Source organism: Sporomusa sp. GT1, from assembly GCF_014634905.1.
Classification (GTDB): domain Bacteria; phylum Bacillota; class Negativicutes; order Sporomusales; family Sporomusaceae; genus Sporomusa; species Sporomusa sphaeroides.
In genome coordinates this window covers 34,775-59,981 of the sequence record NZ_BMBX01000019.1, presented here as the reverse complement: position 1 = coordinate 59,981, position 25,207 = coordinate 34,775, and the positions used below count along the sequence as shown (strand labels likewise).

Genomic DNA, 25,207 nt, shown 5'->3' with positions numbered 1-25,207 from the left:
AAGACGAGTCTTAAATATGTGAAATGCTATGTAAAACTGAGAATTAAAGAGATTCTTTAAGATTATTGAAGGAGGAAATTATGCAATACAGAATGAAAACGCATATGCTGACAGAGGTAGCAATCAAGGAACTACTGGTTCGAACAGCAATGGGGAGTCTTGCTACACTTAATGATGACAGGACACCTTATGTTATCCCTGTTCACTACCTGTATTATAACGGTTCCATCTACGTTCATGGTCTGCCGAAAGGTCAGAAAATAGGCAATATCAAGGCCAATCCCTGTGTATGTATGACCGTTTATGAGATGGATAGCTTGCTGCTTGATCCAGAGGGAAAGCCTTGCGACACAAACACAAAGTATCAAAGTGTGATTCTTTCCGGCAAAGCCAGCTTAGTTGAAGATATCGAGCATAAGCGAGAAGTTCTTATAGAGATCGTAAAAAAATACACGCCGCATCTTGCCCAAAAGGCCTTGCCGGAAAATATGGTTAATGGAACAGCAGTCATTCAGATACAGATACTTGATATTACGGGAAAATACTATGAATGAGGTTATTATCAAGAACAGATAAAAATTGAACAATTGTAAAATGTACATAAGTAATATGAATAAAAAAGAGGTTATTATTGCAATCAGATATTCAGAAATAAGTTTTAATATATAGATTCGCATTTTTAGCGTAAACATACAAAACCGTTCAACTTTACTTTGCTGTAGGTTGAACGGTTTTGTATGTTTACGAAGCAAAATTTGCGTCCCCATGCTTACACTTTAAGCTTGCTGCCTACAGCAAAGCCAAGACAACTTAACAATGCCAGTGTGAAAAATACAATACCGTACTGCAAGGCATCCTGCTGTAAACTTCGGGTAAATACCAGGAGGCTTGTCAATAAGGGAATACCGATTGTTCCGCCAATGTTGCGGCTGATCTGAATCAGTCCGCTGACAGTTGCCTGCTGGTTTTCCTTTACGGCATTTTGTGCCGGCAAAAGGAAGGTGGGCATCAAACTGCCAATGCCGCAGCCAATGCTGACGGCAAAGAGAAAGGACCAAAAAACAGGCAGGGTTAACGCACCTGCCAAGCCAATTCCACTAAAGCCTGCTATAGCAAAGCACCAGCTTATTTGCGCCAGAGACTGATAGGAAATCTTCTGCAGCAGGAAGCCTGATGCTATGGCTCCGATACTCACGCCAACGGTAAAAGGCAGTAAGAAGTAAGAACTTTTCGCAGGATCATTGGCAAAGGTGGCAACCGAAAACAGCGGCAAAATGAAAATGGTGCCAAAGTTTAATATTCCGGCCAGTAAGGCACTCAGACTGGACAGGGAAACTTGTGGAATACGCAGCATGGCTTGCGAGAGAATGGGATCAGGATGTCTTTTTTCTTGCCGCACGAGGAGAATGATCATGATCACACTGGCTGCTAACAGGAGGGTTGTGGTGAATGTCCAGCCCGTTTGCTCAAACAGGCTCCAGGTTTGAGTAAAAGCGGCAATGGCACCGCCAAGCAGAAAAGCGCCGGCATAATCCACTTTCGGTCTCGTTTCCCCTCGTCCGGGCACTGGGCCGAACTGACAAAAATAAATAATGACAAACGAAATCACACATAGAGGAGCGACCATGAAAAAAGCGGCAGACCAGCCTAAGGTTGCGGCGATCACACCGCCTAGTATCGGGCCCAAGACATTTGACAACATCTGTACGGCCGCAAACAAACTCATAGCTTTGGCGCGCTCTTTCATGAGTGGAAACAACATACTGATCAGCGCCATGGTAACAGGCGCAATCATGCCGGCGCCAACCCCTTGTACCAACCGGGCGCCCACCAGAAAAGCCAGTGACGAGGCCAGGCCGCACAGCAGTGATGCAAGCAGAAACAATAGCAAGCCCAGCAAGAAAGACAATTTATAGCCATAGAGGTCAGCGAGCTTGGAGAACAGAGGAACTGTAACCGTCGACATGAGTAAGTAGCCGGTAAATACCCAGCTGTATAAATGAGAGTCACCTAATTGTGCCGAGATGGCCGGCAGAATGGTTGCCACAAGCGTTTGCATGGTCATATGCGCAGTTACGCCCAACAGCACGCCTGTGAAAACAAACCAGCGGTTATTCATTTGGCGTTCTTAGAAATTCAATCAGGCCTTGCGTACCGTCAACCCGTATGCGTTCACCATTTTTAATCAGCGTTGTTGCGTCATCAACTCCCACTACGGCCGGAATACCATATTCCCGGGCCACAACCGCCCCGTGGGTCATTAAGCCGCCAACCTCCGTAACAATGGCAATGGCTGACTGAAATAAAGGCGTCCAGCCCGGGTCGGTATGGGGAGCGACAAGAATCTCACCGGCGTTCAACACGGCCTCCTCCGGTCTGAGAATGACGCGGGCTATCCCCTCGGCGACCCCGGCCGATACCGGGCTGCCCAGCAAGGCTCCTGCCGGAACATGATCTCTGCGTGGCGGAACTATGACAATCTCGCCTTCGCTTGTCATAACGCGCGGTGGTTTTAACTCCTGATATCGCTGGTATTTTGCCTTGCGCCGGGCAATCAATTCAGTAACCGGTTTAGCCATATTGCCTTGCAAAAGCTGGTGCAATTCGTCCAAGGTCAGGTAATAGCTATCTTCTGCCTGTTCCAGCATGCCTGTCGCCGCCATTTGCCGGGCTTCCGCCAAAATGGCTTGCTTGCATTCTCCCATGACGCTAATCAGCAGGAATTTGTGATGTTCCCTGAGTCCGCCTAAATTCCGGTATACTGTAATCAGCCGGGAAACCGGTTTCGAGGTTAATCTTCCTTCTTCGGCCTGTAAAATCCGCCGGGCGGCTTCTGCCGCTTCCTTTTCCCCCCGCGCAAACCGCTCTCTGTGTTCACCGGGCTTTAGGCTTTGGATATTGCTGAAAATAGCGGAGGTCAGGCGTGTCGGTGTTTCATACCAGCGAGGTGTGGTAATGTCAATTTCGCCGGGGCATCTCATGCCATATTTATCAATAAATACTGCAAACTCGGCTTTGCATTGTTTGCCGCCCGGCACCTCATCCAGTCCGCTAAAAAAGCTCTGGTCCTCGGCCACCTTAAGATATTCCTGAACGTCCGGCAAGTCCCGCACTTTGTCGGCCAGGTCCCCAAGCGCCAGTCCCATCTCGCTCGTGACATTGCCGGGAAGCGATTTATTTAATAGATCCACCTCGGTCTGATTGCCAAACTTACGGATGCAGATTTTTTTCAGTAAGACATTGGCAAGGAGGCCTGCCAGCAGATAAGGCCCAATGTTGGGAATCAGCTCAGTGAAAATAGAATCAAATTGTTTTTTTACCGCTTTAATCCGTTCTGCCCCCTGTACTCCGCATAGCGCCTGACGAGTATGGGCCATATGCTGTTGCATGAATTTGTCAACATGCTCTCTGCCTGCTTTCGGGTCGCCGCTGCGAAGGATGGTCCAAACCTGCTTCATGACCGGCATCAATATTTTTCCCACGGTGGAAGCGTTTACTGCATCTGCCTCCCGCAGTTGTCTTCCTTTAAGAAACTCGGGGCGTTTAACGACGGCATCAATTGCACGGCTCATGGCTTCATCGGCATTGCTCAATACCTTCGGGACAATCAGGCGGGCCAGTTTATTGTGAAGAATATCCGACAGATCAAGGAAGATTCTGCCACCCGCAGCTTTGAAGAGCCGCTGTGAGACCATGTTTTTTAATACCGACAGCCCCAACGGCTTAAAGGCATCGGTCATCATTTGGGCATGGCCGAAGGACAGCATAACACGCACCGGCTGCTGGGGCATATCCGGCAAGGGATACAGCGTGGTAATGGGCCGGCTTTGCACAATATAACATTCATTTTGGGCAACACAGAATTCGATATCCTGCGGCTGGCCATAGTGCTTTTCAATTTTTTTGCCTAATCCGGCCAAGTCAATGATTTGACTATCTGTCAGTACTTGCTGCTCTTGCTGCGCGGCTGACAGTTCTTGCGTGACGGTGCCGCCCTCCGGCACGGCATAAATGGCCAATTTCTTCCGTGCTATTTTCTTGCTGAGAATGGCATGATTTTTTACTTTATATAAATCGGCCGTTACCAGGCCGGACACCAGCGCTTCGCCCAAGCCAAAACTCGCGTCGATGGACACAACGGTCCGATTGCCGTTCACCGGGTCAGCGGTGAACATGATCCCGGAAACTTCCGGAATCACCATTTGTTGAATGACAATCGACAGATATACTTCCCGGTGGTCAAAGCCATTTTTGGCCCGGTAAACAATGGCCCGGTCGGTAAATAACGAGGCCCAGCATTTGCGGACATGTGTCAGCAGTTCTTCCTGGCCTTTAATGTTCAAATAAGTATCTTGCTGTCCGGCAAAAGAAGCGTTGGGCAAATCTTCGGCTGTCGCACTGGAACGGACGGCATAGTAATTTCCCGTCCCTGCTTTTTCCCAGGCACGGAGAATTTCAGCCGTAATTTTTTCCGGGATTGCTACCTGCTGCAAATGCTCCCGTATACCCTGGCCTATTTCCCTGACTTGATGTAAGTCGGAGGCGTCGATATTACTTAACTTCGTAAAAAATGCCTCCATTGCCGGGCTTGTGGCAACAAAGTCCCGGTACGCAAAAGTGGTAACACAAAAACCACTGGGAACAGGAAAACCAGCCTGTGTCATCTCGCCTAAATTTGATCCCTTTCCACCCACTAAAGGCAGACTGGAACGGTTAATCTGGTTAAAGAAGATTACATATTGCTGCATAGCCAATCATCCTTTGCCAAGTTTCATATCTTATGAGCGCAGTAGTTACGGTAAGCTTTTTTCCGGACATCAATTCCACCTGTAATTGAACAATGGTTCAGTTTGCTTTTAGTTTGCTATATAATCTTACATTCTATCAAAGATACTTAGCAGAACTGAAGGTTTCCGCAGTTCTTGAGTATCTTAGCGGAGAACATTCGCAGAAAAAATCATAAAAAATACAAACCATAGTTCGGAACTAGTGAATGCAATGGACGAGGAAGAATTATTCGATTCAAAGGTTTTACGATACTTTCGTAAAGCCTTTTTTATCAGCTTAAGCCGGTAGAGCGCGTGGATTTGGCGCTCCAAAATCTGATTATTGGTGAGCTGCTCTCTAGCCGTGAAGCTGCTGTTTATTCGCCGGATTATCCCGGGCAAGGACAGGCTCAGCCTTATACCAGGCTGCATACATCGTTGGCAGTACTAGTAATGTTAATATCGTTGCTCCCAATAAGCCACCAGCGATGGCTACTGCCATGGGTCCCCAGAAAATGCTGGATACCAAGGGGAGCATGCCCAAAATAGCGGCGGCTGCTGTCAGCATGATAGGGCGGAAGCGGGTAACGGTAGCATGAATAATAGACTCCCACATGGATTCACCCGCCTTTAGATGCTGCTCAATTTGATCAATGAGGATAACCGAGTTGCGCATGATGATACCGGCCAAGGCCAGCAGGCCTAATTGTACAACAAAACCAATCGCCTTACCTGTGATTAGCAGGGCTAAACTGGCACCGATGACTCCTAATGGAGCAGTTAGCAGGGTCAGAACCATTTTGGGGATATTCTGCAATTGGAACATCAGCAGTGTGACAATAATAATCACCATAACCGGCACCGGCTGCAGCAGCCAGCGAGTTGCTTTTTCACTTAATTCCGTCGTGCCGCCAATCTCAATAGTGTAGCCGGGAGGCAGGGAAGCCTTCAGTTCTTTTAATTTGTCATAGGCTTCATAGGTTGCATCGTTACCGGTAATTTTGTCGGTAATATTGGCTTGCACGGTAATGGTCGGTTTTAAATCCCGCCGCCAGATACTGCCATCTTCTGCGTCATAGCTGATCGTGGCAATTTGGTCCAGGGGAATGTATTTGCCGTTACCGGTATAAATAGTTAAGTTTTTAATTTGCTCAAGATCGCTGCGGTCATGGGCTGCAATCCGGAACACAATTCCGACAGTCTTGTCTTTTTCGCGAAACTCGGATACTTTTGTTCCCGACAGCAGGGCTTCGAGACTTGAGGCCAAGGTCTGGCTGTTCAGGCCCAGCATTCTTACCTTATCCTGATCGATAGTCAAACGCATGACTTTGCCTTTTTCCGTCCACTCCAGATTGACATCATACAAATGGGGGTTGGCCGCGAGTATTTCCTGCGCCTGCTGGGAAATGGCGCGAACCTTGTCATGGTCGTAGCCGCTGACCCGGAGCATGACCGGGTAGGGGTCGGATGGACCGGTAGTGACTACCTTGACATTGCCGCGTACATTGGGAAACTGTGTGGACAGAAGTTTTTCCGCCTTTTCCCGGAGGTGTTCGCGGGCTTTCAGATCTTTACCGACAAAAACAAATTCGGCAAAATTTGTGTCGGCGTCAGGCGGAAACGCAGTAAGCACAAACCGCGGCGCTGCTTGCCCGGTATAATAAGTAAAATTGGCTATATTGTCATCCTGGGCAAACTCTGCCGCAAAACGTTTGGCTTCTTCTTCTGTTGCTGTTAACGAAGAACCCGCTGGCAAGCGTAGCTCCACCAGCAATTCGGGACGGGTGGATGGAGGGAAGAACTCCTGCTTGATAGCAGTCATTAGAACCATGGAGCCGATAAACAGGGCGGTGGTAATTCCCAGAACCAGAGGGCGGTGCGTCAAACACCAATGTAGCACCTGTTTAAATTTCCGGTAAAATTTTGTATCGTATATATCATGACCAGGCATAGCCGGGGCGACTTTTACCAGGTGGTAGCCAAACAAGGGTGTTATCATGCCTGCTACTACCCAGGACAGTAGCAGGGCTATGGTTACTACCGAAAAGATGCTGCCTACATATTCGGAAGCGCTGCCCTTGGAAAACCCGACTGGGACAAAGCCGGCACAGGTGATAAGTGCGCCGGTCAGCCTGGGAGTAGCAGTAGAGGTGTAGGCGTGGCAGGCGGCGTCAAAACGGCTCCAGCCCTGCTCTAGTTTTACAATCATCATTTCGATGGCAATGATTGCATCGTCCACCAAAAGGCCCAGGGCAATAATCAAAGCGCCGAGAGAAATTTTGTGCAGGTCAATGCTAAATACTTTCATAAAAATGAAGGTACCTAAAATAACCAGGGGAATGCAAAAGGCGACAACCATTCCAGAACGCATTCCCAGGCTTAAAAAGCTGACGATCAGTACAATGACTACCGCTTCTGTCAGTGACTTTACGAATTCGTTAATGGATTCCTTTACAACCTTTGGCTGGTTGGAAACGGTATTCAACTCCAGACCCAGTGGCAGGTCTTTTTTGATTTGCGCGGCTGTCTTGTCTAAGTTTTCACCGAGGGTAAGAATATTGCCGCCGTTTTCCATCGACAGAGCAATGCCGATTGCCGGCTGGCCGTTGTAAAACAGTTTTGGTTCTGCCGGATCAATATAGCTGCGTTCAATTTTGGCAATATCTCCAAGCCTAAAGGTATGCCCGTTGGACCGTATCGGCAAATTTTTCAGATCGTCCATATCTTCAAAAATACCGGAAATACGCACATAGACATTGTCGGAGGCAGTTTCTATCATTCCGGAAGCAGTCATGGCATTTTGCGCCTGGACAGCACCGGTGATATCGGAAGGGGCCAGCCCCAGTTGCGATAATTTGGTGGTTTCTATTTCAATAAATATTTTTTCGGATTGAACACCAACTAAATCTGCCTTGCGGACACTGGGCACACCAAGAAAAATACGACGGATGTTCTCTGCTTTTCCCCGTAAATCTTCGTAACTGTAGTCGTCTCCGGTCAGCGCGTAAATGCAACCGAATACATCATCAAAGCGGTCATTGAAATACGGTCCCTGGACACCTTCCGGCAAAGTGGGTTTAATGTCATTGACCATATTGCGCACCTCCAGCCAGGTGGGCCTAAGCTGGGCACTGGTAACGACATCATATTTCAAATTGACGTAAATGATTGCCTTGCCTGGTCGAGAATAGCTGCGCAGAAAATCCAAGCCAGGAGTATCCTGCAACTTCTTCTCGATTTTATCCGTGACTTGTTCTTCGACTTGGCGAGCGGTCGCTCCGGGCCAATCAACAGTAACAACCATTTGGCGAATTGAAAAATCGGGGTCTTCCATGCGGCCAACATTTTGGTAGCAGAAAATTCCTCCTGCAATCAGCAGGGCAATAAAGAAATAAACAATCTGTCTATGGTGCAGTGCCCATTCTGTTAGATTAAACTGTTTCATGGAGTATTTCCCTCCATTAGTTGTACAGTCTGTCCCTCCCGCAGTTTATGTACACCTGCTGTTACGATCGTATCGCCGGGATGCAGGCCGTCGATAATCTGAACTTGCCCATTGCCGAAACGGCCGATTTGTACCGGGCGCAAAGTGGCGGTATAATTGTTGATGACCCAGACGCAGGGGGTGGTATTGGTTTGATAAATCGCCGAAAGAGGAACCATGGTTATGGACTGATTGCCTGAGCTGGGCAGATGGACGCTGGCCGTCATTCCCAGCTTGACCTGGGGAGGAGGGTCAATTAGACTGATGCGAACTTTGTAAGTGCGTGTTATTGCATCCGCCACAGGAGCGATTTCTCTGAGCTTGCCTGCTACCGTTGCCTGCGGGAGCGCCCAGAAAGTAACAGTAAGCTGGCTGGCATTGCGGATTTCCTCTATGCGATTTTCTGGTACGCTGATCGCGGCTTCCCGTTCTCCTTCCTGAACAATGGTGATGACAGGCTGACCGGCACTGACTACCTGACCGGCTTCCGCAGTAATGGCGGAAATCACGCCGTCTTTGTCGGCGTAGAGTAAACTGTAATCCAGTTGGTTGGCGCCCTGCACATGTTGAGAAGTTGCTTGGCGTAAGGCTGCCTGGGCGACCTCACAGGCATTTTCATATTGATCTAACTGTGCCCGGCTAATCGCGTTCTGTGCATATAATTGCCGATAGCGGTGCAGGTTGCTTACCGCTAGCTTAAGCTGGGATTGGGCGGAGGAGACTTGTGCAGATGTAGTGTTGACCGTTTGCTCAAGGTCGCGCGGGTCAATTTGCATAAGAACATCGCCGGCTTTTACCGTACTGCCAAGCTCTACATTGCGTCTGCTGATTTTTCCGGTTACCTGGAAAGCCAGCTGGCTTTCATAACGGCCGCGCACTTCCCCGGAATAAAGGTAGTTTTGCGAGGCATTGGCAGCGCCTATCACCGCGGTCCGCACCAGCGGAATCTCTTCCGCAACGGCTGGGGGCTGGCTGTGAAGTTTCCAGAACCCGAAGCCGATGATGCACAATCCTGCGATTGCCGCAGCCAGGCCGTAATACAATCTCTTTCCCGATAGTTTTGTAATTGGATATAATGGCGGCATAGTATTCACTCCTTGATATGATTTTTGTCTGCTCTCCCAAAAGCTATGACCGACTGATGTCATATAATAGAGTTGTAATTTCCTCGTGTGATAAAGAGGGGGACGCTTCAACAGGAATATTGTCAATGAGAAAATGACACATGGTGGTTTGCACGTTGCACCTCACAATGTTTTAAAAATTGAACTGTTCAATTAATGGATATGAAAAATCATCCAAACAGCTCGATTGGATGGGACGAAGAAGGTTTAAAAAATAATGGCAACTACTATTCTTTGAACAATTCAATTAATGGGCAAAATTTATCCAGACCGTAGTAAACGGTTGGATAATCATGTGCCGTGTCAGGCAGTAACTAAAGATAAGTGCAAGGTATTCTCAGGCACTCCCAGTGCTTTTTCCATAAGCGAGCTAGCCATTTGCAGGTGGTAGGTCATTTCTTCATCCGGAATTTTTTCACACAGCGTGTCGGCCAAACATAGCATGATAGACATGATGAACGTTAGCGCAACCGGAAGATGAGTAATAGCAAAATATTGCTTGCGGACCCCTTCCTCGATAATTCTCAACAATGAAGGCTTCAGCAAAAGGGCTGCCTGTTGAAAGATTTTATTCTTTATATGCAGATGTTTTTCGTCATGGAGAAAGTCAAGAAAAAGACCGTCCTTATAGTGTGCTGTCCGGAAAAAGGTATGTACAACGAATTCAATTTTACGGGGCGGAAGCATATCGGCAGACGATGCCATAGTGCTGATATCAGCCCAAAAATGGGCGATTTGCCGGTTGATAAGGGCTTCCAGGATTTCTTCCTTGGATTTAAAGTAATAATAGAGCAGCCCCTGTGCGCCGCCTAGCGCTTTGGCAATGTCACGGATGGTTGTTTTCCGGTAGCCGTTAGCGGCAAACAGTGGTTCGGCTACATCCAGGATTTCATCCATTTTAATCTTTGCATCTTGGGGCGGCCTGGCCAAAAAAATCACCTCATTACATTAATTGAACAATTCAAATTATATTGTGTATAGCTGATATTGTCAAGAATATAGGCAAAAAAATGATAGTTTTATACGTGGGCAGTTTTAACAGATATGATGTGGCTGTTATTGATAATAGGCAATGTGCTTAGAATTTGTGAGACGCAATCCGTTTATTGGAATATGCATATACCTTAGGGCTAGCTAGAAGCGGGAAAAATAAAAGTGCAGCTTCAGTTGACAATGAAGCCGCATTAATGTCTATTTCACTTTGGAAAAATATGTTATACTAACCTTACAGGCTGCTCGGGGGACGGTTAGCCCACACCCTTTTTAGAAAGGGGGTGGTTTTTATGACTACATATGGTGCGGACAGGCAATTGCGTTTATCTTAGTGGATGGAATCTCCACCTAACAAATCCGGTTGGGAAGTTAGTAGCGAGTCTTGGAGCGTTAGGAGTAATCCCAACGCTTAAGCGTAGACAGTCAGGTATCAGGCCTGAAAGTGATTGAGCCTCTTAATGTCATAAAACAGGGAAAGTTGACTGGGTCGTATGCCAGGAAAACAGCATCGTCTCAAACGAGGAAACACCAGCAAGGATGAGATGATTTCCCAGGGGTCTTAGAGCCAGGCATGATATACAATGGATAAACGGAAACCTGTGAGACCCTGTAGGTTCTCTGCACCGCAGAGTATGGGTAACGACGATCACAAGAAGAAACTCAAATGACCTGCAGGGGGTCGGATACCCTCATAGTATTAATGATAGCAGGTAATGCTGCTGGAGAAAAGGAGGGTACATAACATTGACTTTACCACAGGAAACACATACTGTGCACAGGAACAGAGAAAATGTGAGAACGCAATTGGTAAAGATAGCAGAAAGGTCGAAACATAAGCCCCAAGAAGCATTTACCTCACTCTATCACTTGTTAAACGAAGAAATGTTGAAGGAATGCCACCAAGAGCTACAGGCCAATAAAGCGACAGGAGTAGACCAGATTACTAAGCAAGGATATGCAGGGAATTTGGATGAAAATATAGCCGAGCTAGTCGCGAGACTGAAAAGCCATAGCTATAAGCCTCAACCGGTAAAACGGGTATTCATCCCCAAGGGCAACGGAGAGCAACGGCCTCTCGGAATTCCATCCTATGAGGACAAGCTTGTGCAAATGGGGATAAGCATGATCTGACCCCAAAAAGTTAGACAAAAATTGATATTAAGCAACTAACGAGGATTGAATCCTGTATTGTACAGGACTCAGTCCTTTTAGTTTGCTCTTAATCCGTTTGTTGTTATAGTAATCAATATATTTTTCTAGTTCAATCCTAAATTCGTCCATAGAACTGAATTCCCTCAGATAAAGCAGTTCTGATTTTAATAATCCAAAGAAGTTTTCCATTACAGAGTTATCTAAACAGTTCCCCTTTCTGGACATACTTTGCTGTATTCCCTTTTTCTTTAGGAGTAACTGGTAGTGCTTATGTTGATACTGCCATCCTTGATCGGAATGAAAAATAAGATTGGTATCATCAGGTATCTTCGCAAAGGCTTTGTCCAGCATGTCCATTACTTGGCCGATAACAGGACGTTCACTGATGTTGTAGCTTATGATTTCACCATTATACATATCCAGTATGGGCGATAAATACAACTTCGTTCCAAACAAGGCAAACTCTGTGATGTCAGTAGCCCATTTTTTGTTAGGTGCGTCCGTTTTGAAATTTCGCTGGATTACATTTGGAGCAATCTTTCCCTTTTCCCCTTTGTAGGAACGATATTTTTTGATTCTGACCATGCATTTGAAATGAAGCCTTTTCATCAGTCGTTGCACTGTTTTATGGTTGATGCGGTATCCTCGATTATGCAGTTCCAAAGTTATTCTGCGGTATCCATATCTGCCTTGATTTTCGTGGTAAATAGCAGTAATTTCTTCTTTGATTGTTTTATATTTATCAGGTTTCTTTTTCTGCTTAACGTAGTAATAATAAGTACTGCGTGGCATCTTCGCTAATTTAAGTACTGCTGCCAGTTTATATTTCTGCCTTAATTCTGTTATGACAGCTACTTTGTCGGTTTCTCTAATTTTTCCCGCTCTTGAATTAAGGCATTCAATTTTTTTAAGTATTCATTTTCCATGCGAAGCCGCTGAACTTCTGCCAACAGATCTTCATTTTCTTTCGGTTTTCTTGGCTTTTTAACTTTCATTTTGTTAGCCCTTCCTCTGCGTTCTTCACACAGAGCTTCTTTGCCTTGCTCATAATAAATACGCTCCCATTTACTTACTGTCTGTGGAGAAGGTATATTAAAATGTGCAGCTGTTTCACGGATGGAAGCTCCCTTGTTATGCATATATTCTACGACAGAAATCTTAAAATCTCCAGTATAAGTTCCATGGGTTGTACATAATCCGGAAACACCGTTTTCCCGATAAGCTGCAACCCATTTTTGTATATCTGCCTTTGAACCAATATGATATTTCTCGGCGAGCTGTTTTGCACTGACATTTCCTTGCAGATATTTTTGAACAATCTCTATTTTTAATTCCGCACTGTACATCTTTTTGGCCATAGAAAAACCCCCTTTTGTTAGACTTATTTTCGTCTAACAAAAGGGGGGCACTTCACTGCTCAAAGTGCGGCGGTTATTTTAATCCCGTAGACCTGGGCTAACCGTTTTCCGGTTAGGCAGTCTGGAAGGCTGGCGTGCTACCAACACGTCAGTCCTTTTCTTATATTATACCCATTGGAATAAAAATATGCAACGGCCAGGAATAATCCCTGTTAGGAAAAATGGTGGGCACTGCATGACAATTTTTTTGTTCTTTTACCCGCGTTATGTCCATTTACAAAAAATATTGGCAAGCGTGTAATACAAACGAATTTTCAACGTATTAACATTATGATTGATGACTAACCCGGGGCGACGCACCGTGGAGCAATAAACCGGCAATACTGTACGGGGAGAGAGGGCCGTGACGAAACGATACGCTTATGTGTTTTTTGGCAGCGCAATTGTCCTGATTGGTTTATTGGCAGGGTATGGTATTTATGTCAATGCCAGCAGCAATATTCATGTGGCGAAAATGACGGCTTCCCAGTATGTCCGGGTGAAAGGCGCTTCGGTTATGTTCCGGGACATTGTGCCGGTGGTTTACTTTCCGGTTGTAAATATCTATTCCTCAAAAATGCAGGACGTGCATTTTGAGATTGACGGCACTCTGGCCAAAGTTTTTGTCAAGCCGGGCGACCGGGTACGGACAGGGCAGCTGCTGGGAGAGATTGTTAATGATGTGCTGCCGTCGGCAGTGCTGCAGGCGGAAGGCAAAATTCGTTCCTGCGAGGCCAGTGTTGTGAAATGGGAGAATACCTTGCGGCGGTATCAGACCCTGGCGGCTCAGAATGCGATTTCCCAGCAGCAGCTGGATGAGGCGTCCACCAGCCTGAGAGCAGCCGAAGGGGAGTTAGCCTCAGCCCGGGCGTACCAGGGAGAGTTGATTACCCGGCTGAGGAAGCAACAGATCGCAGCACCCTGTGACGGTGATGTTATGCAGGTGTATCATTCGCCGGGAACGGTAGTGCGTATGGAGGATTCGCTGGTAATGCTCAGCGAACAGACCTCCCTTTATTTTCGCAGGAATATTGCCAGCGAGGTTCTGGAGCAATTGGAGCCGCTTGCGGGGAGCTTTATCCTGGCGGTGAAAAGAAACGAAGTGGCGGAGCTGGCCTATGTTTCCCCGATAAAAGGCGGGAATAGCGGCGGAGGAAATGAATTTAGCCTGCGAATTGCGGAAGTATCGCCGCCGCTGGCTACACCGGCGCCGTACCGCACCGTGGAGTATCACATCGATAATTCCGCCGGTTTGCTGGAGCCGGGCACATATTATCAAATCAGGATTTACGGCACAGGCAAACGGCAGGTATTGTCTGTGCCGCAGGAGGCCGTAATCGGTGATACCTCGCCGTTTGTGTTTGTGATCGGTCCGGACAGCCGGCTGGAACGGCGGCAGATTAAAACTGGGATACAGGATGATGAATATGTGGAGGTGCAATCCGGGGTGGCGGAAAACGAGACGGTTGTGGTGGTCGGTAAATACGCCGAGTTTGAGCCAGGAATGAAAGTACAGGTAATGCAGCAACCGTAGAAAGGAAAGAACAAAACTATGCGGCAAGAACAAACCGATGGTTTATTCCGGCAGGAAGCGCTGGAAAAGCTGCGTTCACCGGAGCAATTAGATACTTTGTTTGCCCCCGCCACACCTGTGGCCTGGATTGCCCTGGCCACAGTATTGCTGCTGGTGTTTTCCGCATTGATGTGGTCGGTTTTCGGCGTAATGGCCACCAAAGTTAACGGAAGCGGCTTGATCATTGATGCCGATGGTTTGGTTAATATCAGCTCCGATGCCGGTGGAAGGCTGGCGGAAATACGGGTGAAAGTCGGCGACCGGGTGCAGCGCGGGCAGGTTGTGGCTACGGTAGAGCAGCCGGATTTGGAGGCGCAGATTGCCCGGGTAAACCAGGAGATCAATATTGCCATGTCCCGCAAGGAAATGGCGAATCTGGTAGCCGGCCTCAATGAGCTCCAGGACAAACTGAGACGGAATAGCCAGGTGATCAGTCCGGTGGAAGGGATTGTCGCCGATTGGATAGCCGACGGGGTAGGCGATGTTTTAACACCGGGTACGCCGCTGCTCAGTGTGCGCATCGATGAAGCCGCCCGGGGTGAAATGCTGGTCTTGCTGTATGTGCCGGTGCTGGACGGCAAGAAAATCAAGCCGGGGATGATGGCGCAGATTGCGCCAGGTTCGGTGGACGTTTCGGAATATGGCAGTCTGATCGGTCAGGTGCGCACCGTATCCCATTATCCTGTTCAGGCCGACAGTATGACCAACTGGACAGGCAATAAGGAGTTGACCGCCTGGGTGCTGCAGCAAACCGGCGGCGCAGCCATGGAAGTACAGATCGATTTGATTAAGGACAATGATACTGAGACGGGGTATTTGTGGTCTTCCATTCATGGTGCGCCGGAGAAGATTACGGCAGGGACGGCTTGCACCGGCCATATTGTGGTGAAACGGCAGGCACCGATTGCCAAAGCTTTTTTGAAATTAAATCAGTGGCTGCGGAGTGATTGATCATGGCGGAAACACGACGCGTCAAAACCCCGGCGGTTTTGCAAATGGAGGCGGTGGAGTGCGGGGCTGCATCCCTGGGCATAGTCCTGGCTTATTACGGGCTGTTCCTGCCCTTGGAGCGGCTGCGGCTGGAATGCGGCGTGTCCCGCGACGGCAGCAAAGCCAGCAATATGCTGAAGGCCGCCCGGCGCCTGGGAATGGAGGGTGCCGGCTTCCGTGACAGCGCGGAGGGATTGAAGGACAGGGAATTGCCGCTGATCATTCACTGGAATTTTAACCATTTTCTCGTAGTAGAAGGCTTTACAGACAGACTGGTTTATCTGAATGATCCGGCAGCCGGCCACCGGACGGTGACCTGGGGGGAATTTACCGCGTCCTTTACCGGCATCGCGCTCCGGCTGAAGCCCGGACCGGCTTTTCAACAAGGCGGGGCACCGCAGGGGATTATCCCGGTTTTGGCCAGGCGGCTTTACGGTCAGGAAAAATCCCTGGTTTTTGCGTTGCTGACAGGTGCCGGGCTGATTGTCCCCGGACTGGCCATCCCGGTGTTCAGTCAGGTATTTTTGGATGATGTCCTGTCCTTTAAGCATGCGGACTGGATCGGCGGTTTGCTGCTGGCTATGGGATTGGCGGCAGTGCTGCAAGGGGCGCTGACCTGGCTGCGTTCCTGGTGTCTTACCCGGTGGCAGGGCGCACTCACCATCGGGGAGTCCAGCCGCTTTTTCTGGCATCTGCTTCGGCTGCCGATGGAGTTTTTTCAGCAGCGTTACGGGGGCGAAGTGGCTTCCCGGGTACAGTTCAATGAAACGGTGGCATCGGTATTGACCGGCCAGGCGGCCACCGTGATCCTGGATGTGCTGATAGCGCTGTTTTATCTGAGTCTGCTGTTTCAGTATAATGTGAGCCTGACTTTTATCGGCATTGTGTTTAGTCTGATTAATGCGGGCATTCTCCTGCTGATGTTCCGCTGGATGACCGAGCAGCAGATGAAAATCCAGCAGGATGCGGCCAAAGCCTATGGTACGGCCATCGCCGGTATTCAGACCATCGAAACCTTAAAGGCCAGCGGCAATGAAGGCGACTTTTTTAATAAATGGGCAGGCTATCAGAGTAAATTACTGGAGACACAGCAAAAAATCGAGCTTTCTTCCCAAACGCTCATGCTTGCGCCGGCATTTCTGACCGGCTTGAATACTGCCGCTATTATGGCGGTAGGCGGTTTTCAAATCATGGACGGGTTGATGACTGCCGGTATCTTTGTGGCTTTTCAGAATCTGATGGGAAGATTTCAGGAACCGCTGAACAACCTGCTCAATCTGGGCCAATCACTGCAGACGACCCAGATGCAAATGCAGCGTCTTGACGATGTGGCGCGCTATCCGGTCGATCAGGACAACTACCCTGAGGTGTCGCCCCAGGGTATCGGCAAGGCCAAGCTGTCCGGCTGTGTGGAACTGAGACAGGTAACCTTTGGTTACAGCCGGTTGGAAGCGCCGCTGCTGGAAGACTTCAGCCTGACGATTGAACCGGGGCGCTGGGTGGCGCTGGTCGGCGGCTCAGGCAGCGGCAAGTCTACGGTGGCCAAGCTGGTATGCGGCCTGTATCAGCCGTGGTTGGGAGAACTGTTGTTTGACGGCCTGCCGCGCCGTCAAATTCCCCGGGAGGTGGTTGTTAACTCTGTCGGGGCGGTGGATCAGGAGATTGTTTTGTTTGCCGGTACGGTGGCGGACAATATTTCCCTGTTTGACGCCACTCTTTCGCGGCAGGAGCTGGTGCGAGCCGCCAAGGATGCCGCAATTCACGGTGACATTACTGCGCTGCAGAATGGGTATGAGGCAAAGGTGGAAGAGGGAGGACGGAATTTCAGCGGCGGGCAGCGGCAGCGGCTGGAGCTTGCCCGGGCGCTGGCGGTGAACCCGTCGGTGCTTGTGCTTGACGAAGCGACCAGTGCCTTAGACCCGCTGACAGAACAAGCGGTAGTTGGCAATATCCGCCGCCGTGGCTGTGCCTGTCTGGTGGTTGCCCATCGCCTGAGCACAATCAGAGACTGTGATGAGATTATCGTTATGCACCACGGCAAAGTCGTACAGCGTGGCAGGCACGAAGAACTAATGGCAGCCGATGGGCCCTACCGGCAGCTGGTTGCGCATGATGCCGGCTGACAGGGGCCGATCTCCCAGGCGGCAGCAGCGCCGGAGCTCGCATAGGTGAAAGCTGACGACAGTTTGCTAATTACGGACTTCTGGTTTTAATAGTGACCGTGGAGGGGAAGCATGGACAGGGAAACGAATAGGCCCGGTGAGCGGCGGATAATAGTAAATAACAGCCGGATTGTGTGGCTGGACGATCCGGACAAAATATGGCAGGTAAGTGAAGGTACGGTGGATGTCTATGCCGTTACTGCCGCAAACAGCCGGCACTACCGGCGGCTTTTTCTGGAACAGGCCGGGGAGGGGCAATTACTGTTCGGTCTGGCCCCGGACAGCGGAGTTCGGCTTATGGTGAGCGCCGTGCAAGGGGCCGGGCTATATTGTCTGTCGCGGGCGGAGTTTTTGCAAAAGGCTTGTGACACCGGTGAATGCGGGCAGGAAAATCTAGTATCCGGGATTGAGGCCTGGCTGGGAATATTGCTCGCCGGAGTGGAAATGCAGGCAGGACCAAGGAGCTTTTTGCTGTTAGCACCGGGCGAATCTCTGACGCTGGCGGCAGGGCAGGCGGTCAGAACCGGTCGTGGCGTAACCTGGGCGCGTGCCGTGGCGGGAGAAGTCAGCTTTGGTTCCGGCACAGCAGAGTACCTGCCGCCGGCTATGGCGGTTCCGCTGCTTAACCAAACCTGGCTGGCGGCAGAAACCGATGCCGTACTCCAGGGCTTATCTACAGCCGATATTTTCTCGCCGGCGAGCAGGGAGAAGCCACAGCTGTTTTGGCAGCCTTTGGACTGCTGCCATCAATTGTTCGCAGCTTTGATGGCCGGCTGGTTTGCCGGCGAGAAGCTGCGCGACAGTGAGCGGTTGGCTGCCCGAGGGCGGCTGCGCGAACGGCTGTTGTACGGCGCCGCCAATCATCTGCTGCGTACCGATATGCCTGAATTGTCGCCGGTAGTGGCGGAGGCCGGTACTCACTCCCCTGTATTGACGGTGATAAGGGCTGTGGCCGGCCGGCTGGGCATCGCGGAGCGGCAGGTGCGCCTGCCGGCAGGCGCCGACCCGCTGCGGCAGGATATCGCCATGTTGAGAAGAGTTGTCCGCTTGTCCGGGATGCAGGCCAGGCAGGTATGTCTGGAACCGGGCTGGCAACAGCGGGATAACGGCCCGCTGATTGGTTTTCGGGGACCGGAACGACGGCTGGTGGCGTTATTGCCGGTGTCGCCGTCCCAATACCGCTTGTTTGATCCTGACAGCAAGGAAATGGTGATGGTCGGGGAAGAAACCGCCCGCAGCCTTGCTCCTATTGCCTACACCCTATATGCCGGGTTGCCCGGGAAAGCGCTTGGTTTATCCGGTTTGCTCAGCTTTATCCTCCAACAATGCCGGTCCGGTGATGTATGGTCTATTGTCTGTATCAGTATGATAGCCGGTATTATTCCGGTTTTGACACCGTTCGTCACCCAGACTATTTTTGAACACATTATTCCCATTAATGACCGCCAGGGTCTGGTTATGGTTGTGCAGGTTATGGCAGTGGCCGCTTTTGCCACAGCCGGTGTTGCCTTTGCCCGGGGTGTTGCTGTGCTGAGATGCAAAAGCCGGGCACGGCTGGTTGTCGAGGCCGCTTTGTGGCTGCGTCTCTTGTCCTTGCCGGCTGCTTTTTTCCGGCGGTATGAGGCCGGTGATTTAGCTCAGCGCATGTATAGTGTCACCCAATGGTTCGCCTTGCTTTCCCACTCGGCGGTGTCGGCTGTGTTTAATGCCGTATTTTCTTTCTGGAGCTTGCTGGTCATGCTGTATTACAGCTGGAAGCTGACTTTAGTGGCGGGGGCGGTATGGTTTGTTTACCTTGGCGTGAGTGCCTTGCTAGAGTGGCGAATGGTGGTAGCCAAACGCCGGCTGATGGCAGCGGCGGGTGATACGGCCGGTCAGATACTCCAAATATTCAACGGCCTGAGTAAATTCCGGCTGCAAGGGGCGGAAGCCCAGGCTTTTTATTTATGGTCCCGGAAGTTTGGCGAGCAATGGAAATGGAACAGGGAGTTTCGCTGGCAGTCCAATTGGCTGGAAATCGTCAATACCCTGCAGCCGGTGCTGCTAACCATGCTGATTTTCTGGCTGACGATGGACTGGTTTGACCAAGGAACCGGAGCACAAACAGCCTTCATAACCTTGCCGCAATTTATGGCCTTCTATGCGGCGCTAACCGGCTGTAACGCCACCTTGACGGGACTGGTATCGATGAGCACCAACCTGCTTGAAATTGTGCCCCAGCTGGAACGGCTGCGCCCTATTCTGGAGACTGAGCCCGAAACAAGCGAGGATAAGGCCGAGGCCGGTGAATTGAGTGGCCGGATTGAGCTCAGCAATGTTTCATTCCGTTATGACCCTGACCTGCCGCCGGTACTGCACAATATATCCATAAATGTGCTTCCGGGACAATGTATTGCCCTTGTGGGGGCTTCCGGCAGTGGAAAATCTACGTTGCTGCGGCTGCTGCTGGGGTTTGAAAAACCGGAGACAGGCTCCATTTACTATGATGGCCAGGAACTGGCAGAAGTGAATGTCGCCTCCGTGCGGGCGCAGATGGGCGTGGTGCTGCAGCACGGCCAGCTGATGGCCGGCGATATCCTCACCAATATTACCGGTTCGCTGCCGCTGACCATCGATGATGCCTGGCAGGCGGCGGAAATGGTGGGGTTGGCCGAGGACATCCGTGCTATGCCCATGGGGATGCATACCATAATCAGCGAAGGAGCTTCGAATATTTCCGGCGGTCAACGGCAGCGAATCCTGATTGCCCGTTCCATTGTCCACCGGCCGCGGATTATCCTGTTTGATGAGGCCACCAGCGCGCTCGACAACAGGACTCAGGCCATGGTGACAGAAAGTCTTAGCCGGCTGAAAGCCACTCGCATTGTTGTGGCGCACCGTCTGAGTACGGTGATAAACGCCGATGTTATTTATGTATTGGATAAGGGCAAGCTTGTGGAGCGTGGCACATATGCCGGACTGATGGCGGAAAAAGGCTTGTTTGCCGAACTTGCGCACCGGCAGATGGCATAGACAGACTGCATGGTTTAGTTGCTTAATGCACCAAAAAAGGAACTTCTGTTGAGAAGTTCCTTTTTTGGTCTAACAGAACATACAGGCTAAAGTACCGTATGACCGTGGTAGCTCAGGGCGGTACAACGCCGAAGCAGTTCCCTGGTCTTGGCCCTTTCCCCTGACGCCCGGTAGCTTGCCAGCAGGGTTTCGGCTGCTGCCAGAAAACTGTCCTCGTACTCCAGCCTGGCACTTTCGGCCCACAGTGCTTCCATATCGTCCAGATAGCGGCCGGTATAACGGTCAACCACCTTTTGGGCAGTTGCAGGCTCGGGCTGCCGACGGAATTCCGCCGCTGCCTGCCGGAACAGGTCGAGATCACAGATCATTTCCTCTACATTCAGGCGGTATAAGCCATTCTCATACATAACAGGATTGGCCGCTCCCAGACTTTCGAAAGCCCGCCGGATTTCACCCCGGCGGGTATGGAACAGATTGGCGGCATTGGCCTCGCTGTTTTCCCATACATCCCGGCAAACCTGCTCCCTGGTAACCCCCGTGCGGTGTTCCAGCAAATAGGCCAGAAGCTCCCGTGCTTTTTGTGTGCGGATCTTAACCCGGCTTTTCCTGTCATAAGCAGGAGCGATAGAGAAAGCGCCCAGCGTATGCAGATAAACCCGTTCCACCGTATAGCCGCCATAGGACAGCATTTCCTGCGTGAATTCAGGGGTAATGCCACACTCTGCCGCCAGTTTGAGGACTGGGGCGTAAAGGGGCTTGAAACGCAGGTAATAGCGGTGATCGTATTGGCGGCAAAGCTCCAAAAAGTGCCGGGTGTATTTTTGGGCTGTCTCCCTGTCTCCTTCCCGCAGGTAAATGGCTGCCAGACTGCCATAGGCGACAGCCGCGTAGGCATAGCTGCCAATGTCTTCGCCAATCCGGATGGATTGGCGGAAAAAATGCTTGCATTGCTCACCGGCCAGCCCCAGTGTATCCAAGGCATTGGCCATCCGCCCATAGGCCAGGGTCTGGAAAAAAGGTGTTGCCTTTTCCAGGAGAGTGAGGATTTCGCTGATCGACTGACTGGCTTTGTCCGGCTGTGCCAGCAGGCCGGCACAGAGCTTCCAGATGTTTATGAACAAGTAATGATCGCGGGTACTGCGGTTCAAAACGGCATATTCCTTCGCCAGGACGAGATGCCGGTCAATAATGGAAAAATCGAAGGGCAGGCCGCAATACCGTTTTAAGAGCTCTTCCGCATGAAGAATCTCCATATAAATGAGATAGTATATGCTGTATTCTTCGTACAGCCCCAGTTGTTTCAGGCGTGCCAGTTCTGCATCCAGCAAGGGCAGTGCCTTTTCTCCCTGGCCGGTAATCTGGTAAGCCTTGGCTGCGTAGGCACCTACGCTGTGGCGCATCAGCCAGTCCTGCTCCTCGCCGGGGATGGAGAGCGATTTTTCATAAGCTTGCAGACAGCTTTTATAATCTCCCAGGTAAAAATAAATAGTTGTCAAATATCGTTCAAACCATGCCTTTACCCCGACCGCTCCTGTATTCAGGCATTGCTCCACCATGGTCATAGTCAGTTCCAGCGCTGCGTTAAGCCGGGAAGTCATGGTCAGATTGTAGATTTTTTCAATGACTACAGCGTACCAATCCTGCATAGGCGCGTCCGGCGGCAAAGGCAGCAGGGCGTCAAGGCAGCGGGTGCTTTCCGCGAAAGAGACCTTGTTGCGGAGGACTCTGGCCATATGGGTCATAGCGTACCGGTAGAGGCTTTGCTCATCGCCGCTTAAATGGGGAATAGCAGCATGTAAATAGGTTTCCGCCTGATGAAAATCTCCCAGATCGGATAAAACCATGCCTTTGGCCAGCATAACCCGGGGGGATAATCCGGCAGCGTGTTTTTCCAGAAAGTCAAAGTATTTTTTCAGGCGGTGGTTGCAGTTCCAGGCAAAAGGCAGAGCCAGCATGGCGCTGATACAATTTTGAACCGCATGGCTGTCTTCCAGCAGCAGGGCATACTCGGCGGCCTGTACATAATTCCCGCCTGCGTAACAGAGGGTCAGGGCTTTCTGCAGGATTTCCTTGTCCAGTCCCTCGCTAATTTGCTGCAAAAAGGATCGGAATAAGGCGTGGTGGCAATAGATTGAGTCAGAATGGCGCGCCGTGAAAATATTGCGCAGGACAAGGCTTTCCAAGAGTTCCCGGCTGTTGCCGATGCCAAGGAGGGTATCACAAAAGGCGGGTTCCAGTACCGGCAGACCGGAAGTAGCTTTCAAAAAAAACTGGGTCTCGGCAGGCAGCTGCGTTATGATCTCCTGCAAGAGATAGCGGTAGAGGTCTTGTTCGGCATAGAGCCTTGCTGCGGGAAGGGATCTGCCGCCCTTTGCCGCCAGACGGTAGGACTGGAGGGCTAATGTCCAGCCTTCGGTAGCCTCGTAGATAGTATCATCCCAAAAACCCAGAAGATGTTCAGCCTCTTCCCGGTTGAAACATAAATCCTGCTTAGTGAATTCAGCCATTTTGCCGGTCAGCTTCAAAGGCAGCAGCCCATCCCACGGTTCATGGCGGCTGGCCATGACCAGAGAGAGGGTAGGCGGGCAAGCCGTTGCCCAGCCTGTGAGCAAGGCGGTGATGGCAGGGTTATGAAGTATATGAACATCATCTATAAGGATGGACAGTCTTCGCTGGCCGATGGCCGTCAATAGGGCGGGTAACAGGATGGCTGCTAACCGTTCGCTTTGGGCAAAGGGGATAAAGTCTGCGGCATAAAACTCAAGTTTCCCTAACTTTTCCCGCAGGGACGACTCCAGATGACACAGGAAATACGGTATATCACTGTCCCTGTCATCCAGTGACAGCCAGACCACATCATTCCGGCCCTGGGCATATTGCAGCAGCAGGGTGGTTTTTCCGTACCCTGCGCCGGCATGAATATAGGTGAGCTTGCTGCCGGGAGGGCGAAAATTCTCTACCAGGCGCGAACGGAAAATGATGCCGTCACCTGTCGGCAAAAGCGGCAGCTGGGCTTTTGGCCTAATGTGACGGCCTGATTTAATTCTGGCATCGTCCGGTTTGTTTGCTGTTGCCGGAATCAGCCAGGTCCAGCCATGGCGCTCCACACCCCTGAGCCTGCCTTCCTGGCAGAGAGTATGAACCCGGCGCTGGGATATCCCCCACTTTGCCGCCGCTTCTTTGGGCGTAATATAGTGCAACCCTGTCGCCTCCTTTACGGCCTGCGCGGCCTTCCGCTGCAAATAACTTCTTTTTTTCATTATAAGCGAACTTTCGAACAATATCGAGCCGAACTTATGGCCGGCAGGACAAATTTCCTGCTGCTTTGCGGCGGCGGTGCAGGCGGAATCGAATCCTGGCTGCGATTGCTGAAAATTGGCGGCTGGCGGCAGTTTTGGTGGCAGACGTCTTTTTATAATTAAAATATAGTCCGATAAGGTGCTTGCCGTATTCAGGGCGGAAGGATAAGCCGGTCAGGCTGGGATATTGGTTCAGGGGGAGGATTAGGAGGATGATCAGGCTGACGCAAATGGAGGACAGGGTATGCCTTAAGCCGGATGATGACACTAACCGTTTTTTTGACGAAATCTACCGGGATTACTTCTCGCGGATATACCATTATGTCCTTTACCGGGTGAACAACTATCATGACGCAGACGATTTGAGCAGTGAGATCTTTGTCAAACTTTTTGCCGGTCTGCACCGCTATCATGCACAACAGGCTCCCCTGCCGGTATGGATATTCACTATAGCCCGCAACACGGTGATTGATTATTATCGCCGGAACTCACGGTCCGCTACGCCGCTGGCGGCAATTCCCGACATTTCCGATTCCCGGCCGGGGCCTGACGACAGGGCAGCCTCACGTGAATTATGGCAGCATTTGCAGGAGGCTTTGGCTTCCTTATCCTCGCGGGAGCGGGAAATTATTGCCCTCAAGTTCTGGAGCGGTTTTTCCAACCGGGAGATTGCCGGCATGATCGGCATCAGCGAAAGCCATACAGGCGTTACCCTGTTCCGGGCCATGCGGCGGTTGCGCCTGATTCTGGAAAGCCGGGGGGTTGAGTATTGATGACAGAGGGGATTAAGGCTGAACTGTTTCTGAGCTATCTAGACCGGATTCTGGCAGGAGAAAAAGACCTTGGGCCGGTAGCGGACAGTGAGATGGCCGGACTTATCAGGCTGGCCCAAAGCATGGCTGCCGCTGATTGCCACAGCACCGGCAAAATCAGGGAACGGTTGCGGCAACAGCTTTTGGACAGACTGTCGCCGGCAGGTATCGCCAGTCTGACTGTTGTGGCTGGCACTGGCAGACCGGAGGGGGAATTGACAGAAGAAGAGTTGGACTTTGTGACTGCCGCAGGACCGGGAGCGGGAGCCATTTGCCCCCGCTGCGGGGCGAGTGGGGGCGGGATGCAGGGGAAATGCCCTTTTTGCCGCTAGCAGTGTGACAATCTTACTAAACATCCTGGGGGAAAGGCTATGTTTGTCCTGTCACACGAAAAAATATTGGTCAGCCTGTGTAATGAAAACTGCACTATAACGTATTTAATG

16 protein-coding genes are annotated in these 25,207 nt (G+C 50.6%); 9 read left to right on the top strand and 7 right to left on the bottom strand.

Translation table 11 applies throughout. The annotated features are described in order from the left end of the window. Positions 1–80: 80 nt before the first annotated feature. On the top strand, positions 81–554 hold the full coding sequence (locus GT1_RS17160) for a pyridoxamine 5'-phosphate oxidase family protein (protein WP_188399722.1): 474 nt from the start codon (positions 81–83) through the stop codon (positions 552–554). Positions 555–769: 215 nt separating this feature from the next. Here the strand turns inward: GT1_RS17160 and GT1_RS17155 are convergent, their stop codons facing one another. From GT1_RS17155 to GT1_RS17135, 5 genes are all read right to left on the bottom strand, one after another. After that, complete coding sequence (locus GT1_RS17155; protein WP_188399721.1) at positions 770–2,119, bottom strand: MFS transporter; 1,350 nt, start codon at positions 2,117–2,119, stop codon at positions 770–772. Then, positions 2,112–4,748: a phosphoenolpyruvate synthase gene (locus tag GT1_RS17150; protein ID WP_188399720.1), complete on the bottom strand. Its 2,637-nt coding sequence runs from the start codon at positions 4,746–4,748 to the stop codon at positions 2,112–2,114. Before GT1_RS17150 ends, GT1_RS17155 begins: the two co-directional genes overlap by 8 nt. Positions 4,749–5,124: 376 nt before the next feature. Further along, positions 5,125–8,211, bottom strand: coding sequence for an efflux RND transporter permease subunit (locus GT1_RS17145; protein ID WP_188399719.1), 3,087 nt, complete (start codon positions 8,209–8,211; stop codon positions 5,125–5,127). Next, entirely contained in the window at positions 8,208–9,335 is a 1,128-nt protein-coding gene (locus tag GT1_RS17140; protein WP_188399718.1) for an efflux RND transporter periplasmic adaptor subunit, read from the bottom strand. The genes GT1_RS17145 and GT1_RS17140 overlap by 4 nt, the downstream gene beginning before the upstream one ends. Before the next feature lie 342 nt (positions 9,336–9,677). After that, the gene (locus tag GT1_RS17135) at positions 9,678–10,304 is read right to left on the bottom strand and encodes a TetR/AcrR family transcriptional regulator (RefSeq protein WP_188399717.1); all 627 of its coding nucleotides are present in this window, start codon (positions 10,302–10,304) and stop codon (positions 9,678–9,680) included. Positions 10,305–11,159: 855 nt separating this feature from the next. On the opposite strand from GT1_RS17135, the gene GT1_RS17130 reads away from it, so the two are divergent. Beyond that, the gene (locus tag GT1_RS17130; protein ID WP_188399725.1) at positions 11,160–11,498 is read left to right on the top strand and encodes an RNA-directed DNA polymerase; all 339 of its coding nucleotides are present in this window, start codon (positions 11,160–11,162) and stop codon (positions 11,496–11,498) included. Positions 11,499–11,525: 27 nt separating this feature from the next. On the opposite strand, the gene GT1_RS17125 is transcribed toward GT1_RS17130, so the two are convergent. After that, positions 11,526–12,877 (bottom strand): IS3 family transposase gene (locus GT1_RS17125; RefSeq protein WP_188399716.1). Its coding sequence is split into 2 segments (ribosomal slippage): positions 11,526–12,421 and positions 12,421–12,877, totalling 1,353 coding nucleotides; the frame shifts between segments, so codons are not numbered across the junction. 403 nt (positions 12,878–13,280) lie between these two features. Here GT1_RS17125 and GT1_RS17120 point away from each other — a divergent pair. From GT1_RS17120 to GT1_RS17105, 4 genes are all read left to right on the top strand, one after another. Continuing rightward, the gene (locus GT1_RS17120; RefSeq protein WP_188399715.1) at positions 13,281–14,450 is read left to right on the top strand and encodes an efflux RND transporter periplasmic adaptor subunit; all 1,170 of its coding nucleotides are present in this window, start codon (positions 13,281–13,283) and stop codon (positions 14,448–14,450) included. 18 nt (positions 14,451–14,468) lie between these two features. Then, positions 14,469–15,440 carry an NHLP bacteriocin system secretion protein gene (locus GT1_RS17115; protein WP_188399714.1) on the top strand — a complete coding sequence of 324 codons (972 nt, stop codon included), beginning with the start codon at positions 14,469–14,471 and terminating at the stop codon, positions 15,438–15,440. Positions 15,441–15,442: 2 nt separating this feature from the next. Next, positions 15,443–17,602 carry an NHLP family bacteriocin export ABC transporter peptidase/permease/ATPase subunit gene (locus GT1_RS17110; RefSeq protein WP_188399713.1) on the top strand — a complete coding sequence of 720 codons (2,160 nt, stop codon included), beginning with the start codon at positions 15,443–15,445 and terminating at the stop codon, positions 17,600–17,602. A gap of 111 nt (positions 17,603–17,713) precedes the next feature. Continuing rightward, positions 17,714–20,653: an NHLP bacteriocin export ABC transporter permease/ATPase subunit gene (locus tag GT1_RS17105; RefSeq protein WP_188399712.1), complete on the top strand. Its 2,940-nt coding sequence runs from the start codon at positions 17,714–17,716 to the stop codon at positions 20,651–20,653. Between the two features lie 86 nt (positions 20,654–20,739). Here the strand turns inward: GT1_RS17105 and GT1_RS22570 are convergent, their stop codons facing one another. Next, positions 20,740–23,853, bottom strand: coding sequence for a hypothetical protein (locus GT1_RS22570; RefSeq protein ID WP_250729129.1), 3,114 nt, complete (start codon positions 23,851–23,853; stop codon positions 20,740–20,742). A gap of 96 nt (positions 23,854–23,949) precedes the next feature. Between GT1_RS22570 and GT1_RS22565 the strand changes: the two genes are divergently transcribed. From GT1_RS22565 to GT1_RS17090, 3 genes are all read left to right on the top strand, one after another. Continuing rightward, positions 23,950–24,075 carry a hypothetical protein gene (locus GT1_RS22565; protein WP_255430460.1) on the top strand — a complete coding sequence of 42 codons (126 nt, stop codon included), beginning with the start codon at positions 23,950–23,952 and terminating at the stop codon, positions 24,073–24,075. Positions 24,076–24,164: 89 nt separating this feature from the next. After that, on the top strand, positions 24,165–24,725 hold the full coding sequence (locus GT1_RS17095; RefSeq protein WP_188399711.1) for an RNA polymerase sigma factor: 561 nt from the start codon (positions 24,165–24,167) through the stop codon (positions 24,723–24,725). Next, positions 24,725–25,096 (top strand): hypothetical protein, encoded by a 372-nt coding sequence (locus GT1_RS17090; protein WP_188399710.1) that lies wholly within the window; start codon positions 24,725–24,727, stop codon positions 25,094–25,096. The genes GT1_RS17095 and GT1_RS17090 overlap by 1 nt, the downstream gene beginning before the upstream one ends. Positions 25,097–25,207: the final 111 nt, after the last annotated feature.

Excerpts from the sequence above, each read along its gene's own strand:
- GT1_RS17160 (WP_188399722.1), top strand. The coding sequence starts at position 81 with ATGCAATACAGAATGAAAACGCATATGCTGACAGAGGTAGCAATCAAG.
- GT1_RS17155 (WP_188399721.1), bottom strand. The coding sequence starts at position 2,119 with ATGAATAACCGCTGGTTTGTTTTCACAGGCGTGCTGTTGGGCGTAACT.
- GT1_RS17150 (WP_188399720.1), bottom strand. The coding sequence starts at position 4,748 with ATGCAGCAATATGTAATCTTCTTTAACCAGATTAACCGTTCCAGTCTG.
- GT1_RS17145 (WP_188399719.1), bottom strand. The coding sequence starts at position 8,211 with ATGAAACAGTTTAATCTAACAGAATGGGCACTGCACCATAGACAGATT.
- GT1_RS17140 (WP_188399718.1), bottom strand. The coding sequence starts at position 9,335 with ATGCCGCCATTATATCCAATTACAAAACTATCGGGAAAGAGATTGTAT.
- GT1_RS17115 (WP_188399714.1), top strand. The coding sequence starts at position 14,469 with ATGCGGCAAGAACAAACCGATGGTTTATTCCGGCAGGAAGCGCTGGAA.
- GT1_RS17110 (WP_188399713.1), top strand. The coding sequence starts at position 15,443 with ATGGCGGAAACACGACGCGTCAAAACCCCGGCGGTTTTGCAAATGGAG.
- GT1_RS17105 (WP_188399712.1), top strand. The coding sequence starts at position 17,714 with ATGGACAGGGAAACGAATAGGCCCGGTGAGCGGCGGATAATAGTAAAT.
- GT1_RS22565 (WP_255430460.1), top strand. The coding sequence starts at position 23,950 with ATGGCCGGCAGGACAAATTTCCTGCTGCTTTGCGGCGGCGGTGCAGGC.
- GT1_RS17095 (WP_188399711.1), top strand. The coding sequence starts at position 24,165 with ATGATCAGGCTGACGCAAATGGAGGACAGGGTATGCCTTAAGCCGGAT.
- GT1_RS17090 (WP_188399710.1), top strand. The coding sequence starts at position 24,725 with ATGACAGAGGGGATTAAGGCTGAACTGTTTCTGAGCTATCTAGACCGG.